Source organism: Pseudomonas sp. 14P_8.1_Bac3 (assembly GCF_025466085.1).
Lineage (GTDB): Bacteria > Pseudomonadota > Gammaproteobacteria > Pseudomonadales > Pseudomonadaceae > Aquipseudomonas.
In genome coordinates, this window is the sequence record NZ_JANLOD010000074.1 from 65,198 (window position 1) to 79,606 (window position 14,409).

At 61.3% G+C, this 14,409-nt stretch carries 14 protein-coding genes; 5 read left to right on the top strand and 9 right to left on the bottom strand.

Going from position 1 to position 14,409, the window contains the following annotated elements:
• Positions 1 to 93 precede the first annotated feature (93 nt).
• The 4 genes from NTD84_RS26880 (at position 94) to NTD84_RS26895 (ending at position 4,254) form a co-directional block, all read left to right on the top strand.
• Positions 94 to 1,128 carry an alpha/beta fold hydrolase gene (locus NTD84_RS26880; RefSeq protein ID WP_262172042.1) on the top strand — a complete coding sequence of 345 codons (1,035 nt, stop codon included), beginning with the start codon at positions 94 to 96 and terminating at the stop codon, positions 1,126 to 1,128.
• Between the two features lie 759 nt (positions 1,129 to 1,887).
• Positions 1,888 to 2,553 carry a DsbA family oxidoreductase gene (locus NTD84_RS26885; protein WP_262172044.1) on the top strand — a complete coding sequence of 222 codons (666 nt, stop codon included), beginning with the start codon at positions 1,888 to 1,890 and terminating at the stop codon, positions 2,551 to 2,553.
• Positions 2,554 to 2,653: 100 nt separating this feature from the next.
• A complete protein-coding gene (locus NTD84_RS26890; protein WP_262172048.1) occupies positions 2,654 to 3,349 on the top strand; it encodes a hypothetical protein in 696 nt (231 codons plus the stop codon).
• On the top strand, positions 3,346 to 4,254 hold the full coding sequence (locus tag NTD84_RS26895) for a hypothetical protein (protein WP_262172051.1): 909 nt from the start codon (positions 3,346 to 3,348) through the stop codon (positions 4,252 to 4,254). Before NTD84_RS26890 ends, NTD84_RS26895 begins: the two co-directional genes overlap by 4 nt.
• Before the next feature lie 49 nt (positions 4,255 to 4,303).
• Here NTD84_RS26895 and NTD84_RS26900 read toward each other — a convergent pair whose 3' ends face one another.
• From NTD84_RS26900 to NTD84_RS26925, 6 genes are all read right to left on the bottom strand, one after another.
• Entirely contained in the window at positions 4,304 to 5,692 is a 1,389-nt protein-coding gene (locus NTD84_RS26900) for a sigma-54-dependent transcriptional regulator (RefSeq protein WP_262172054.1), read from the bottom strand.
• The gene (locus NTD84_RS26905) at positions 5,682 to 7,454 is read right to left on the bottom strand and encodes an ATP-binding protein (RefSeq protein WP_262172057.1); all 1,773 of its coding nucleotides are present in this window, start codon (positions 7,452 to 7,454) and stop codon (positions 5,682 to 5,684) included. Before NTD84_RS26905 ends, NTD84_RS26900 begins: the two co-directional genes overlap by 11 nt.
• Entirely contained in the window at positions 7,451 to 8,578 is a 1,128-nt protein-coding gene (locus NTD84_RS26910; protein WP_262172060.1) for a GNAT family N-acetyltransferase, read from the bottom strand. Before NTD84_RS26910 ends, NTD84_RS26905 begins: the two co-directional genes overlap by 4 nt.
• Positions 8,579 to 8,672: 94 nt before the next feature.
• Entirely contained in the window at positions 8,673 to 9,551 is an 879-nt protein-coding gene (locus tag NTD84_RS26915; protein ID WP_262172061.1) for an alpha/beta hydrolase, read from the bottom strand.
• A complete protein-coding gene (locus NTD84_RS26920) occupies positions 9,548 to 10,942 on the bottom strand; it encodes an aspartate aminotransferase family protein (RefSeq protein WP_262172064.1) in 1,395 nt (464 codons plus the stop codon). Before NTD84_RS26920 ends, NTD84_RS26915 begins: the two co-directional genes overlap by 4 nt.
• Positions 10,935 to 11,642, bottom strand: coding sequence for an HAD-IB family phosphatase (locus NTD84_RS26925; RefSeq protein ID WP_262172067.1), 708 nt, complete (start codon positions 11,640 to 11,642; stop codon positions 10,935 to 10,937). The genes NTD84_RS26920 and NTD84_RS26925 overlap by 8 nt, the downstream gene beginning before the upstream one ends.
• A 218-nt stretch (positions 11,643 to 11,860) precedes the next feature.
• Here NTD84_RS26925 and NTD84_RS26930 point away from each other — a divergent pair, with 218 nt between their 5' ends.
• A complete protein-coding gene (locus NTD84_RS26930; protein ID WP_262172069.1) occupies positions 11,861 to 12,622 on the top strand; it encodes a MipA/OmpV family protein in 762 nt (253 codons plus the stop codon).
• Positions 12,623 to 12,692: 70 nt separating this feature from the next.
• Here the strand turns inward: NTD84_RS26930 and NTD84_RS26935 are convergent, their stop codons facing one another.
• Genes NTD84_RS26935 through NTD84_RS26945 form a run of 3 tightly spaced genes read right to left on the bottom strand, consistent with a single transcriptional unit; the run spans position 12,693 to position 14,393 of the window.
• Positions 12,693 to 13,091, bottom strand: a complete 399-nt coding sequence (locus NTD84_RS26935; protein WP_410017382.1) for an EamA family transporter — start codon at positions 13,089 to 13,091, stop codon at positions 12,693 to 12,695.
• 10 nt (positions 13,092 to 13,101) lie between these two features.
• The gene (locus NTD84_RS26940) at positions 13,102 to 13,476 is read right to left on the bottom strand and encodes an EamA family transporter (RefSeq protein ID WP_262172074.1); all 375 of its coding nucleotides are present in this window, start codon (positions 13,474 to 13,476) and stop codon (positions 13,102 to 13,104) included.
• The gene (locus tag NTD84_RS26945; protein WP_262172077.1) at positions 13,473 to 14,393 is read right to left on the bottom strand and encodes an arginase; all 921 of its coding nucleotides are present in this window, start codon (positions 14,391 to 14,393) and stop codon (positions 13,473 to 13,475) included. Before NTD84_RS26945 ends, NTD84_RS26940 begins: the two co-directional genes overlap by 4 nt.
• Positions 14,394 to 14,409: the final 16 nt, after the last annotated feature.

Here is a 14,409-nt window from a genome sequence, read left to right on the forward strand (position 1 = left end):
ATTCATCAAACTGTCACGCAACTGTGGCAGCGCGCTTGAACAAACTTCATCAGACTCGCGCTCTACTGGGGTTCTGCGTTTCGGTGTTTCTTCATGTGTGCACGATTTTTATCCACAGCGGTTTTTCTGGCCGCGTTGCTGTTCGGCCTGCCGTCTTTTGCGGCGTCTCGATGCGATGTCAATGTTCCCACCGAACGGGTCGATCTGGCGCAGGTAAGCCTGGCGTATCAGAGCATCGGTCGTGCCTCGGACCCGGCATTGCTGCTGGTGATGGGCCTGGGTGGGCAGTTGATTCACTGGCCGGACGAGGTGGTGGTCGCGCTGTGTCAGCAAGGCTTTCGGGTGATTCGCTACGACAATCGCGATGTGGGGCTGTCGACCTGGCGCCAGGCGCCGGTCGAGGCCAACCTGACGTTCGAGGTGTTGCGCTACAAGCTCGGTTTGCCGGTTGCGGCGCCGTATTCCCTGACGGACATGGCTGACGATGCGCTGGGGTTGATGGCGGCGCTGCATATCGAGCAGTTTCACGTGCTGGGCGCGAGCATGGGCGGGATGATTGCCCAGCACATGGCGGCCATGGCGCCGCAGCGGGTGGAGAGTCTGACGTTGATCATGACCACGTCCGGTGCCGAGGGCTTGCCGGCGCCGAGTGCGGCGCTGGTGCAGTTGTTGTCGCGCCGGGGGGCGCCGAATCGCGAGGTGGCGCTGGAGCAGCAGGCTGATTTGCTGGCGGCGCTGGGCAGTCCGACGGTGAGTGATGACCGGCAGGTGTTGCTGCACCAGGCGGCGCTGTCCTATGACCGCGCTTTCAATCCGGAAGGGGTGAAGCGGCAGATCATGGCGATTCTCGCGGAGCCGAGCCGGGTGGCCTTGCTCAATCAACTGCGGGTGCCGACGCTGGTGGTGCACGGGACGGCGGATCCGTTGTTGCCGGTGATGCACGGGGTGCATTTGGCGGCGCATATCCAGGGCAGTCAGTTGCGCTTGATTCCGGGGTTGGCGCATCGGTTTCAGGAGGCGTTCAAAGCGCCGTTGCTGGCGGCGGTGTTGCCGTATTTGCAGGCGCATCGTGAAGACACTTCGCACTGGGCGCAGATTGATCCCATCGTTGAGCACAATCTCCTGTAGGCGCGGGCCTGTCGGCGAAGGCGGCCGCCTATCCGGATGTACGGTGAACCTTGTGGGAGCGGGCTTGCTCGCGAAGGCGGCCTGCCTGCCGACCTATTTGTCTTGATCGAGTACATATCCATTCCTGCGGTAACGGCCGCTTAGGGTTTCGCCCTTACGGCGACTCACTTTTTTTCAAACGCCAAAAAAAGTAAGCAAAAAAGGCTCGCCCCGAGCGTCCGGCCCCTCGCTGGGGCTCGGCGTTCCTTCGCTGCGGTATTCATCCGGGGACACTGCCCTCCGGTCTGCTTCGCGACGACCTGCATGCAGCGTGTTCGACTGCGTCGAACGGCGCTGCGCGCCACTCCCCGGATGAACACCTCCACTCAGCCTCCCGAAGGGGCGGGCAGATCAAAATCAAAAACGCAAGGCGAGCTAACGCTCGGCCTCGTGGATGGGTGGTGGGCGGCGCTCTACTGTAGGAGCGAGCATGCTCCGGGCGGCGTTCCGACGATGGTCGTGAACGATGACGCTGGCTGTCTGGAAGCCCGTGTTGGCTGGGCGTTCTTCGCGAGCAAGCTCGCTCCTACAGGGGTATCGGTGGCGGTTGGATCTGATTTCATAGATAAACTCAATCCCTGTGGGAGCTGGCCTGCCAGCGATAGCGGCCCATCAGGCGACTCTTCTCCCGCGGATGTCCCGTTTCTCGCCCACACATACCTGCCTCCACAGGTGTATCGTCTGTCCTTTACCGTCCGTATTCAGCCACCGAGGTCTGTGATGAGTGCTCCCCTGAAAATCGATTTCGTCAGCGATGTGTCCTGCCCCTGGTGCGTCGTCGGTCTGTATGGTCTGACTCGCGCGCTGGATTTGCTGGGCGATGAAGTGCAGGCCGAGATTCGTTTCCAGCCGTTCGAACTGAACCCGAAGATGAGCCCCGAAGGGCAGAACATCACGGAACACATCACCGAGAAATACGGTTCGACCCCCGAGCAATCGCAGAAGAACCGCGAGATGATTCGGGCCCGTGGCGCCGAGGTCGGGTTTGCTTTTCGCACGGACGGTAACAGCCGCATCTACAACACCTTCGATGCGCATCGGTTGCTGTTCTGGGCAGGGCTGGAGGGGTTGCAGTTCAATCTGAAAGAGGCGCTGTTCAAGGCTTATTTCACCGACTGCGGCAATCCTTCCGATCACGCTCAGTTGGCGCAGATCGCGCAAAGCGTTGGCCTGGACCGGCAGCGGGCCGAGGCGATTCTGGCGTCGGACGAGTTCGCCGAAGAGGTCCGTGAGGAGGAGCAATTGTGGCTGTCTCGCGGCGTGAGTTCGGTGCCGACGGTGGTGTTCAACGGGCAGTACGCAGTCACCGGCGGGCAACCGGTGGACACCTTCGTCGGGGCGATTCGGCAGATCATCAGCGAGGCGAAGGGCGGCACCGTCAGTTGACGTTTCTCGGTTGAAAAAAAATATATCAATGTGCCACTATGGTTTTTCGCCGTCGCTGCCGATACAGACATCGACGTTTTCAATCATAGGGATTTGATCCATGACACTTCACGCTTTTCGCACATGGGCTGCGCTCACTTTGCTCGCCTGCCTGACCCTCACCGGCTGCGCCCACGTTCAACCCCCCGTCCCGCTGGACAAACAATTCTGGGATGCCAAGGAGCCGACCATCGGCGTGGCGATCACCGTCGTGCCGCCGCCTGTGCTGGCGCTGACCGGTAACCAGGGGATTCTCGATTACGCCATCAACCGCGGCGTGAACAGCAAGCTCAGCGACAACGTTGAAAAATGGCAAGTGCGCGACCTCAACACCTTGCCGGACGTCATCGTCGCCAAGCTGCAGGCCAAGGGTTACAAGGTCAAGCGGATCAACGAGCCGGTGGACCTGAAGGTCTATAAGGAAATCAGTTTTCGCGAAGGCTACAACGGTCGCGACCTGACGCCGCTCAAGGCCACCTACGGCGTTGATCGCCTGCTGTTGGTGAACGTCTTCGCCACCGGCGCCACCCGCAGCTATTACGGCTTCGTGCCGACCAGCGTGCCGATGGCGCAAGTGAGCGGGCAGGGCCTGGTGGTCGACCTCGCCGACAACAAGCTGCTGTGGTTCAAACCCTTCGCCGCCGTGCAAGCGGCCCAGGGCGAGTGGGATGAACCGACCTACACCAACTTGTCCAACGCCTTCTACCAAGCCATGGACAACAGCCGTCAGCAAATGATCACGCCGTTCGAACAATGAAGCGCTCGATCGTGGGGGCCAGTGCGCTGGCCCTGTCAATGCTGGCCGGCTGTGCGCAGAAACCGGCGCCGGAAGCCGGTTTCCGCTCCCAGAGTGCGGCGTCCTACGTCCAGGCCCACGGGCTGAAAGTCGACATGCAACTGCCGCAAGCGTTTGTCGGTGCGAGCACGGTGATTGACGCCAAGGCAGCGCAGAGTGCGGCGGAGTCGAGCCATAACCTGATCGCCAGCTCGGGCAACACCGCCGGGCTGGCCGGTCTGCTGGTGGCGAGCCTGATCAACACCCAGATGGGCAGCGGCAGTCTGCAGCGCGATGCGGAAAACACCGCGCTGAAGGACGCGCGGCCGATGGCCGATCTACTCGCCGGCGTGCCGTTGCAGGAGCGTCTGCAACAGCGTTATCAACAGGCGTCGCAAGTGGCCGGGCTCAAACAAGGGGAGGGGCCGGTCACCGCGCGTCTGGTGATCGAGCCCAAGCTGATGCTCACCCCCGATCGCGGTAGCTTCGTGCTGGTCAATCAGGTGCAGGTCCAGGACATCGCCGGCTCGGCGCTGTACCGCATGCGCATCGAAGTGACCAGCCAGCCGATTCGGCGCTGCGGCAAACAATGCATCGACGACGGCGCGCTGGATCTGGCGAAAGTCACGGCCGTGCTCGACGAGTGCATCGACGAGTCCATGCGCGTGCTGGCCACCGACCTGATGCAACCGGCACCGCCGGAGGCTGCCCAGGAAACCTTGCGCTACGTGCTGGATGGTCAGCGCGTGGTCGAGCGCGGTTATCAGTTGGCGAATAACGGCAGCTACTGGCGTTACCGCAACCTGTACGGGGCGGTGAAATCGGTGCCGGTGCCGTTTGAAGATGCGTTGACGCAGGCGCAGCTGCAGAAAGTCTACGCACCCTGATCATTCCCCTCTGCGGCAGGCGCAGCACGCTGCAGGAGGGGAGCGCTACTTAGCGCACAATCTTGTCGACGTGAATCCCCAGTTTTTTCAGTCGATACCAGAAACTGCGCTCGGAGATCCCGATCAGTTGCGCTGCCGCTGCCTGCACGCCGTTACTCTGCGCCAACGCCGCCAAAATATAATCTTTCTCGACCTCGGCCAGCGCCGCGTCGAGGTTCGACGGCACGTTACCCTCGGTGATCAGGGCGCCGCTATCGGCAGGACGTGAAGCAAACAGGTAAGCCGGCAAATCTTCTTCCTCGATCACCGCGCCTGAGGCGACGATGGTTGCCCGTTCCACACAGTTCTGCAGCTCGCGGATATTGCCCGGCCAGGAATACCGGGCCATGGCTTGCAGGGCTTGCGCGCTGAAACCGGTAAAGCGTTTTCCCGCCGTGGCGCCCAGCGTATGGGCGAAATGCCGGGCCAGCGGCGCAATATCTTCGACCCGCTCGCGCAGGGCAGGCAAAGGAATGGGGAACACGTTGAGGCGATAATAGAGGTCCTCGCGAAACTCCTTGTTGGCCACGGCGTCCAGCAGGTTTTTATTGGTGGCGGCGATCACCCGCACATCGACCTTGCGTTCGCGGGAATCACCCACTGGCTCGATCACCCGTTCCTGCAGGGCACGAAGAATTTTCGCCTGCAGGGCCAACGGCATTTCGCCGATTTCATCGAGGAACAGCGTGCCTTTGTCGGCCTGCATGAAACGTCCGATTCGATCCGCCACGGCGCCGGTAAATGCCCCCTTGCGATGGCCGAACATTTCGCTTTCCAGCAGCCCTTCGGGGATCGCCGCGCAATTCACCGCGACGAAAGGGCGGTCGGCGCGGTGACCGTGCTGGTGGATCGCCCTGGCGACCATCTCCTTGCCGGTGCCGCTTTCGCCGGTCAGCAGAATCGTTGCGTTGCTTTCGCGCACTGAGTCGATGGCGTGCAGCACCCGACGAAAACTCGGGCTGTCACCGATCAGGCTGTCGATCTGCTGGTGTTCATCGAGTTCGGCGCGCATGCGCTGGTTGTCTTTGAGGATGTCGCGAAATTGCAGGGCCTTGCTGACAGTGATGTCGAGCTCATCAATGTCGAACGGCTTGGCGATGTAATCGAAGGCGCCATTGCGCATAGACTGCACGGCGTTTTTCACCGTGCTATAGGCGGTCATGACGATCACCGGCAAGTGCGGAAAACGGTTTTTGATTTCCGCCAGCAGTTGCGGGCCGTCCATGCCCGGCATGCGCCAGTCGCTGATGACCAGGTCGATGTCCTCGGACTCCAGCACTTTCAGCGCGTGCAGGCCATTACCGGCGGTGAACACCTGGAGACCGTTCTGACTCAGGGCGGAGGACAGCAGGTCGCAAAGCTTCGGCTCGTCGTCGACCACCAGTACGTTATGTGTCATCGCTGCTCTCGTCGAAATCTTCACCGTTGGCTGGAAGGTACAGATTGAATGTGGCCCCGGCATCTTTTTCACTGACGCATTCGATGCGCCCGTCATGACTTTCCATGATCGAGAAGACCTTCGCCAGGCCCAGTCCGGTGCCGGAGGCCTTGGTGGTGACGAACGGCGTGAAGATGCGCTCAAGCATGTCCGGTTCGATACCCTGGCCGGTGTCGCTGACGCTGATGACCGTGTAAGGCGGATCACTGTGGATCCCCAGGGTCAGCCGTCCGCCGTCGGGCATGGCGTCGATTGCGTTGACGATCAGGTTCAGGCCGGCCTGCTTGATTTGTCGCGGGTCGGCATACAGGGTGATGCCAGGCGCCTGATCGTCGATGCGCAAATCGATGTTATGGCTGGCCAGTTCCGGTGTGCAGAAGCCGGCCAGCTCATCCACCAGGGGGCGCGCGAGTTGCGTCGAGCGCATCGGTTCACCGGGTTTGGCGAAATCAAGGAATTCAGTGATCAGGTCGTTGATCCGGCTGACTTCGCTGACGACGTATTCCAGGTGTCGCTTGTCGTTTTCGGGCAGATCCGCGCGCCGGTGCAGCAACTGCGTGGCGGTTTTGATGATGCCCAGCGGGTTGCGGATTTCGTGGGCCAGTCCCATGGCCACCTCACCCAGCGCGTGCAGGCGGTCACGCCGGCGCAGCTGTGATTCCAGATGCTGCAATTCGCCAAGACGTTCGCTCATGTGGTTGAAGGTGCTGCTCAGTTCGGCCAGCTCATCGCCCCCGGCCACCGGCAGGCGCTGGCGATAATCTCCGGCGATCACCGCTTGTACGCCTTTGGACAGGCCGCGCAATGGCTTGGTCAAGCGCTGCGATACCAGCCAGCCCGCGGCCAGGGAGGCCGCCGAACTCAGCAGGAAAATCAGCATGAACAGGCTGCTCTGATTGACCAGGCCGACCAGGCTGCTGTGGCGCAGCAGGCCACTGAAGATCACCCCCTGCAGTTCGCCGTTTTCGTTGAAGATCGGCCGATAGATACCGCTGTAACGGTTGGTGAATTGCTCGATCGGCTGTTTGGTGCTGCGCAGGATCTGTTCGATTTTCTCCGGCACGGCCGCCGGGTGATCCTCGAAGCGCTGGGTGGAAAAAATCTCCGAGAAAACATTGGCCTTGGCCAGGTAAAGGCGCAGGTCCAGGGAATGCACATCGGCCACGCTGGTGAGGAAGCTGCTGTCGAGGTAAGTGCCAATCACCAGTTTGTAATCGACGCCGTCCTGTTCGGTTTCGAAGGTAGAGACCACCGTCCCGGTGGCTACGCCGCCGACCTGCAGGGTTTGCAGCACGGCTTTCGTGGCGGTGCTGATCTGGCGGACGATGTCGTCGGCGGCGTTGCTGAACACCACTTTGTGATCGCTGTTGCGCACCAGCGCGACCACGTCGATGCCGATGGCGTCGGCGATGTCGTTGGTCAGCTTGTCATTCTTCGACGAAAGGCGATCGATGGGCGCGCGGGTGTAGCGCAGGAATAACTGCGCGACCCGGGCGTTATCGCGAAGGATTTCGCTGATCTCGTCCTCGACGATCTTGGTTGATTCCTGGAGCCAGATCCGTACGTTGTTGTCGAAAATCTGCGACAGCGTGGCAGCCGCCAGCTCGGCGGCAATCATCGTGGGGATCACGCTGACCAGCCAGAACGCCAGCACCAGTTTGCGCTGCAGGCTCCAGCCGGAGAGGGCGAAAGGTCGGTGGGTGGTGCGTGAGTCTTTGATCATCTTGCTTCGCTTATCGCAGCTGCCATGGCGGAGTCGGAACGGTCCGGTCGGATGAACGTTTTCACCACGCGCAGCAGGCCGTCGAGCAGCCGGTTGCGATGGCGGAAGAACAGCGTATTGCCTATGAACGAGCAACCCAGGCGCAGCTTACTGGCATAACCGGCCTGGCCGCACGCGTAGATCGGGATGCCGTGCTCAATACAATAGTCGACATTGGCCAGCCAGCTGCGCACATACAGGCTGTGTTCGCGGGTCCGGGCGAGGTCGTGGGCGAAAAACTTGTCCACCAGCCGTTGTTCGTCGAGCAGCAGCAGGTTGAACGCCACCAGTTCTTCGCCGACCCAATACAGAACGCACGCGGCGCGGTCATCCAGGTTTTTCAGCACCTGGCGGAAATAGTCGGGTGACAGGCGTTCGAAGGTCAGGTCGCTGCGACTCAGGGTGGCGTCGTAAAGCTGCATCATGCGTGGCAACAAGCCTTCGACGGAGCGCCGCCACTCGATTCGCGGTCCCGGAGCCCGCAGCGTGCGACGCAGGTCTTTCCGGGTGGATTTGCCGAGGGTGCCGAGGTAGGCGTCGATCGATCCAAAGGTGATCGGTAATTCGGCGCTGGGCAGTCCGGGCATGCTTTGCAAACCGGCCGCCTGACAAACCTGCAACCACTGCGAGTCACGGTGAGACGCATCTTTTACCGCGAGCAAACCGATCCCGGCCTGATCGGCATCACGTCGCGCCAGACGCAATAGCTGGCGCAGCAGATCGCTGCGCCGGGCTGATTCTATGTGCCGCGCCGTACCGACGTGACACTGCTCCGTGACGGGGGAACCGAGGGCGTAAAGTGGCACGTCGAACAGACCCGGCCACCATCGACGCACTTGTTCGCTGAGGCGCTTGCCTTGGCCCTGCAGCGTGGTGTCCAGCGAATAGGCCGTGGTAAATGCTGCGGCCGCCGCGATCAACGCGTCGTCCTCGTACAGCGCCAGGTAACGCCATTGAAATCCGGACAGCCCGGCCTGTTCAACGGCCCGGTAATAATCCCAGTCTTCAAGCTCGGCGGGAAAGCAGTCGTTCCAGGCGGCGCGGTCGATCGCCTCGATCGTCGAGAAGGCAAGGGCTGTGATCACATCATTTCCTTAAAAAATCTCACCATGGCGGTCATCGCCGCGCCCTGCTCCTGCCCGCCGTTACGAGCGCGGCTGCCGCGGCGACAGGCGCGGGTCAGGCCAGTTGCCGGTATTCCCGACGGAACGGCGGCGCCGTGGTGCGTTGTTCCATGAAACGGTGCTGAATGAAGTCTGCGCTCAGTTCCACGACGCGACGGTATTGCAGGTCGACGGTAATCATGTGGTAGCAGTCGTCCAGCAGCACCTTGACCACCGGGCCGCCCAATTTGCGTTCCACATAGTCGGCGTTCCATTGACTGGTGATGTCGTCTTCCCGCGAATGCAGGACCAGCGCCTGGGTGGTGATGGTCGGCATACGTTTCTTAACAGCCGCCACCAATCGATGCAGTTCCCGGACACTCACCCCGGACATGGTCAGCAGCCCGGCATTGCTGCTTTCGCCGGCTTTCATCTGCCGCTCGATGATCGCGCGCAGGCGTTGGTCCTTGATACCGAACGGGGATTTTTCGTTAAAGCGGCACAGGTGCACGCCAAACGGAATCGACATCACCAGGCCACTCAGTTTCGCGACCCACGGCATGTTCCAGCCGTCGTAGCGCAGGGTGGTCGAATACAACAACAAGCCTTCGATCTGCCCCGGGTGCTCGGCGGCGAGGTACATCGACAGGACCGCGCCCATCGACAAGCCACCGACGAACACATGCTCATGTTTCCTCCGCACGCCGACAAACGTATTGCGTGCGCTCTCGTACCAGTCGCGCCAGCCGGTGGCCTGGAGGTCGGCGTTGTTCCCGCAGTGCCCGGCCAGGGTCGGCACGTACACCGTACATCCCGCCTTGGCCAGGCCGATGGCCACCCGCCGCAACTCAGTGGGGGTGCCGGTAAGGCCGTGGATCAACAGCACCGCGACCGGCCCGCTGCCGAGAACGAAACCGGCGCTGCCTTCGCCCATGTCGATCTCTTCGGCATTCATCGTTTCATGGCTCGGTCAAGCAGACGGTCGAGCAAGGCAATGCCCAGGTCGATTTCCGGGTAGCTGATTTCCAGCGACGGCGCGAGGGTGATCACGTTTTTGTAGTAGCCGCCCACATCGAGGATCAGGCCGAGACGTCTGCCGTCGATTTCGATGTCGCCCTTCATGCCTTCATCAACCATGAAGTCGAGCGTTGCCTTGTCCGGGGTGAAACCGTCAGGGCCGCAGATTTCGCAACGCAGCGCCAGGCCCAGACCGTCGACATCGCCAATGATCGGGTAGCGTTTCTGGAGATCCCGCAGGCCTTCGAGGAAATATTTGCCTTTGTTCATGACCATGGAGCCATAGTCGATTTCGCTGGTCATCTTGAACATTTCCAGGCCCACCGCGGTGCCCAGGGGGTTGGAAGCGAAGGTCGAATGGGTCGAGCCTGGCGGGAACACCTGCGGGTTGATCAATTCTTCTCTTGCCCAGATACCGCCCAGCGGATTGAGGCCGTTGGTCAACGCTTTACCAAAGACAATGACGTCCGGTTTGACGTCGAAGTGTTCGATCGACCACAGCTTGCCGGTGCGATAAAAACCCATCTGGATTTCATCAACCACCATCAGGATGCCGTGCTGGTCGAGCACGTGCTTGAGCTCGCTGTAGAAATTCATCGGCGGGATCACGTAGCCACCGGTACCCTGGATCGGCTCGACGTAAAACGCGGCGTATTCGCTCTGGCCGACTTTCGGGTCCCAGACGCCGTTGTATTCAGTCTCGAACAGCCGGGCGAATTGCTGCACGCAATGGCTGCCGTACTCTTCCTTGGTCATGCCCTTCGGGCCGCGGAAGTGGTACGGGAAGGGAATGAAGTTAGCGCGCTCGCCGAAGTGCCCGTAGCGGCGACGATAGCGGTAGCTGGACGTGATCGACGAGGCGCCCAGGGTACGTCCGTGGTAACCGCCCTCGAAGGCGAACATCAGGCTCTTGCCGTTGGTGGCGTTGCGCACGACCTTCAGGGAGTCCTCGATGGATTGTGAACCGCCGACGTTGAAGTGCACGCGACCGTCGAGTCCAAATTTTTTCCTGGCATCGACGGCGATCATTTCCGAAAGCTCGATCTTGCCCTTGTGCAGGTATTGGCTGGCGATCTGCGGGAGGGTGTCGATCTGTTGCTTCAGCGCATTGTTCAGGCGCGGGTTGGCGTAGCCGAAGTTGACCGCCGAGTACCACATTTGCAGGTCGAGGTAAGCCTGGTCTTCGGTGTCCCAGACATAGGAACCTTCGCAACGGCTGAAGATGCGTGGCGGATCGATGTAGTGAACAGTGTCGCCGTAGGAGCAATACCGGGCTTCTTTATCCAGAAGGATCTGGTCTTCGGGGGTAGCGATTCGGGTCTCAGACATGATGGAAGCGTTCCTGTGTTTCGGTGTCGAAGGAGGTGGCATTGGCGGCGTTGGTGGCATTGGCGCTTGGCAGCAACGCCAGTAGCGTTGGCAGTTCGGCGAAGCTGTCGAAGCGCGCATAAGCAATGCCATTGAGTTCGCAGTGCTCGGCCAGGCGATCTTTGGCGAACACGAAATCGGCGGTGGCGGCCACGCACATGTCGGACTGGCCGTCGCCGATCACCAGCACGCGTTTGGCGTCAGGCGTGGATTTGCATTTGCAGTTGCCGGAGGCGGCGCGACAGGCGTCGCTGGCATGCGGGAAGTCGATGCGCCAGCGGTCGCCGTCGAGCTGGCGCAAGCGATTGGCGAGTATCGGTAACAGGCTGACGTAGTTTCGCGCCAGGATCCGGGCAATGCCCTGCTCAATGCCGTCGCTGACCACTTCGAATGAAGCGCCGAGGCCGATCACGTGGTCGACAAAGTCAGGAAAATCCGGATCGATCTCGATGGTGTCGAAGAATCCGAGCAACTCGGAAGGGGTGGCCTTGACCAGCGAGAGCTGGCGGCTGAGGCATTCACGGGAACCGATGTTGCCTGCCAGCCACTCGTTCTCGATGACTTCCCAGCTCGGGTCGGCGAACCGTTGGAGCATGCTGTCGATCACGTCGGTGCGGGTGATGGTCCCGTCGAAATCACACACGATATGCCAGTCAATCATCTGCGTTACCTATTGGGCGGTCTGCGCTGTCTGCGCTTGCCAATGGGTAGAGCAGGGATTGTGCCAAACGCCTCAGGCCCAGTGGGGCTGGGCATTGCGAACCTGCCGGCCGCGATGAAGCTACAATTTTTGTAGGTTGCTACAATCAACATCAGTGCTTGCGCGGGACGAATGAACCGGGGATTGATGCGCGTATTTCCAGATCAGGGAGCTGTCTAATGTCGAGCATCACTGCTGCGCTGTTTGCTGCGCTGACCTGCGTTTCAGTCAATGTGTTTGCCGACGGCATCACCGGTGAAGCGGGGGCCGGCATCAGCTATCAGCCGCACGATCCCAGTGGCAGTCGCTACGAGACCCGACCGGTGCCGTACCTCGACCTGGACTGGGGCGATGTCAGCCTGAGTACCGATGACGGACTGACCTGGAGCGCGTTGAAAGCCGATGGTTTCAGCGCCGGGCCGTTTGTGAATTACTTGCCAGGCCGAACCTCGAACCGCCAGCTACAAGGCCTGCGTGACGTCCCGGACATGGGCGAGGTGGGCGGGTTCGTGCAGTACGCCCCGGCCGATTTCTGGAGAGTGTTTGCCTCGATGGGCCAGGCCATCGGTGGCCGCAGCGGGCAAGGTGGCGTGTTGGGGCAGGTCGGTGGGGAAATCGGTTATCCAGTGGGTGGCGGGGTGATTGGCAGCACCAACCTGACGGCGCATTTTGCCGATGCCCGGCAGACGCAGACCTTCTATGGCGTCAGTGCCAGCGAGTCGCAGGCGTCCGGGATTCGTCCGTACAACGCGGGCGGTGGCTTGCAAAACGTCGCGCTGACCCAGAGCTTCGAATTTCCCCTGGCGCCGCACTGGTCGTTACTGACCAGCGCGAGCTGGATTCACCTGACGGGCTCGGCGGCGGACAGCAGTATCGTCAAAGAGGTCGGCCGTGCCGATCAGGCGCAAGCGCAGGTAGCGATTGCCTACAAGTTCGACTGAAACTGATGGGGGCTTCGACTGAGGGGAGCTTCGTCAGACTGGGCCAACGCCTGCGCACGCTCGCTGAAGATCAGGTGTCTTCACCCTCGGCGAGCAGCGCGATCCCGCCCATGATCACCGCTACACCGACCCAGTGCAGCACGCTGATAGGCTCCCCCAGCCCCAGCCACGACCCGAGTAGGACCCCGACAAACACCAGCGAACTCAACGGAAATGCCTGGGACACCTGGCTGCGTCGCAGAATCAGCATCCACACAAAGAACGCCGCGATGTAGCAAGCAATCGCCAGCCACACGCCGGGGGTTACCGCCACGGCCATCAGCCATTTCAGGCTGAAATCCATCTGTCCCAGTTGATCACCGCCGACCTTGGTGGCGATCTGGCCGGCACTTTCAAAACCGATCAGCAATGCCCACAGCACCACCGTGCCGAGTCGTTCGTGTAACCAGCCGAGCTTGCCGTCGGTCATCGATTGAGCCTCATGCATGGGCGACACACACGAGCATCACGCCCGCCGTGATGACGAATGTACCGAGCCAGCGTCGACGGCTGACACGTTCACCGAGGAACACTTTGCCGGCCAGCACGACACCGCAATACGCCAGTGCAGCGGCTGGAAACAACAGGCTCAGCGGAGCACGGGACAGGGCTTCGAGCCAGACGAAAAACTCGATCACGTAGGCGCCGATCCCGCACCAGAGCAGCGGTGCGTTGAACACCTGCCCCCAGAACGCGTTCAAGCGAAACCCGCCTTCGAGTTCTGGCAGGCGGTCCAGGCCCAGCTTGAAGCAGAGCTGGCCAACGACGTCCAGTACGATGGAAAACGCCACCAGCAAAATCACGGTAACGGTCATGGGAACAAGGTCTCGAACAGTTCGATCAGGGCCTGATTGGTGGCTGAGTTGCGCAGCAGATCGTCGGCGCTCCAGCGTTCGGCGGGCGGCTGGTCGGCGCGGGCTTCCCAGCGTTTCAGGGCGTTGCTGAAAGCGGGGACGGCGTACTCGCCGCAGATGTCGATGCCGATGATGCGTTTGCTCGCGGCCAACTGGAGAATGGCCTGGAGCAGATGGCTGAGGCGCATGCCACCCTGATCCCAGTTGGTCGCGGCGTCTTCGCTGGCCAACACGTCTTTATCGATGGTAATCCACACGGCATCGGTGGGCAGGCTGGCGATCATCTGTTCAAGGAAAACCGGCCAGTCCTGATCGGCGAGGTTGTGCCAGTGCAACAGGTTTTCCTGCTGCCGATGACCGGCGCCGTCACCGACCCGGCCCCAGACCTTCGAAGGCGGATGCCGCCACGGGAACACTTGCAACACGCCACGTTTCAGCGCGCCGAGGTTGCCGCCCTTGAGTTGCGGATTCTGCAGGTCATCACTGCACGGGCCGAGCGTGACAATGCGCTCGATGTTCGGCAGTTTCAGCGCCTGGTTGATCCACGAGCCACAATGCCGACGCGGGGCGAAATGAACCCAGTCGGGGTGGTTGTCAAAGTGGATCAGGCTGACCTTGGTCGGTAAGTCAGTGAGAAACGCCGGCGTCAGATGGTGGTAATCGCCGGAGCCGACGAAGTAGATTTCCGGTTGCCGACCGTCAGGGCGCGGGCGTTGCGCCAGGCGTTCGGCAAACCGGCGCCAGGTGCGTTCGCTGGACCAGAGGCGGAGTTTGGGGCCGAGATCGAGCAGGTCGAGGCGCTTGGCGCGGCCGCTGTCGAGCAGCCGCGCAATGGGTGCCTGAGCCGTCAGGCTGTGATCGAGATCTAAAATGTTCAAGGTCGCTGATTACCCT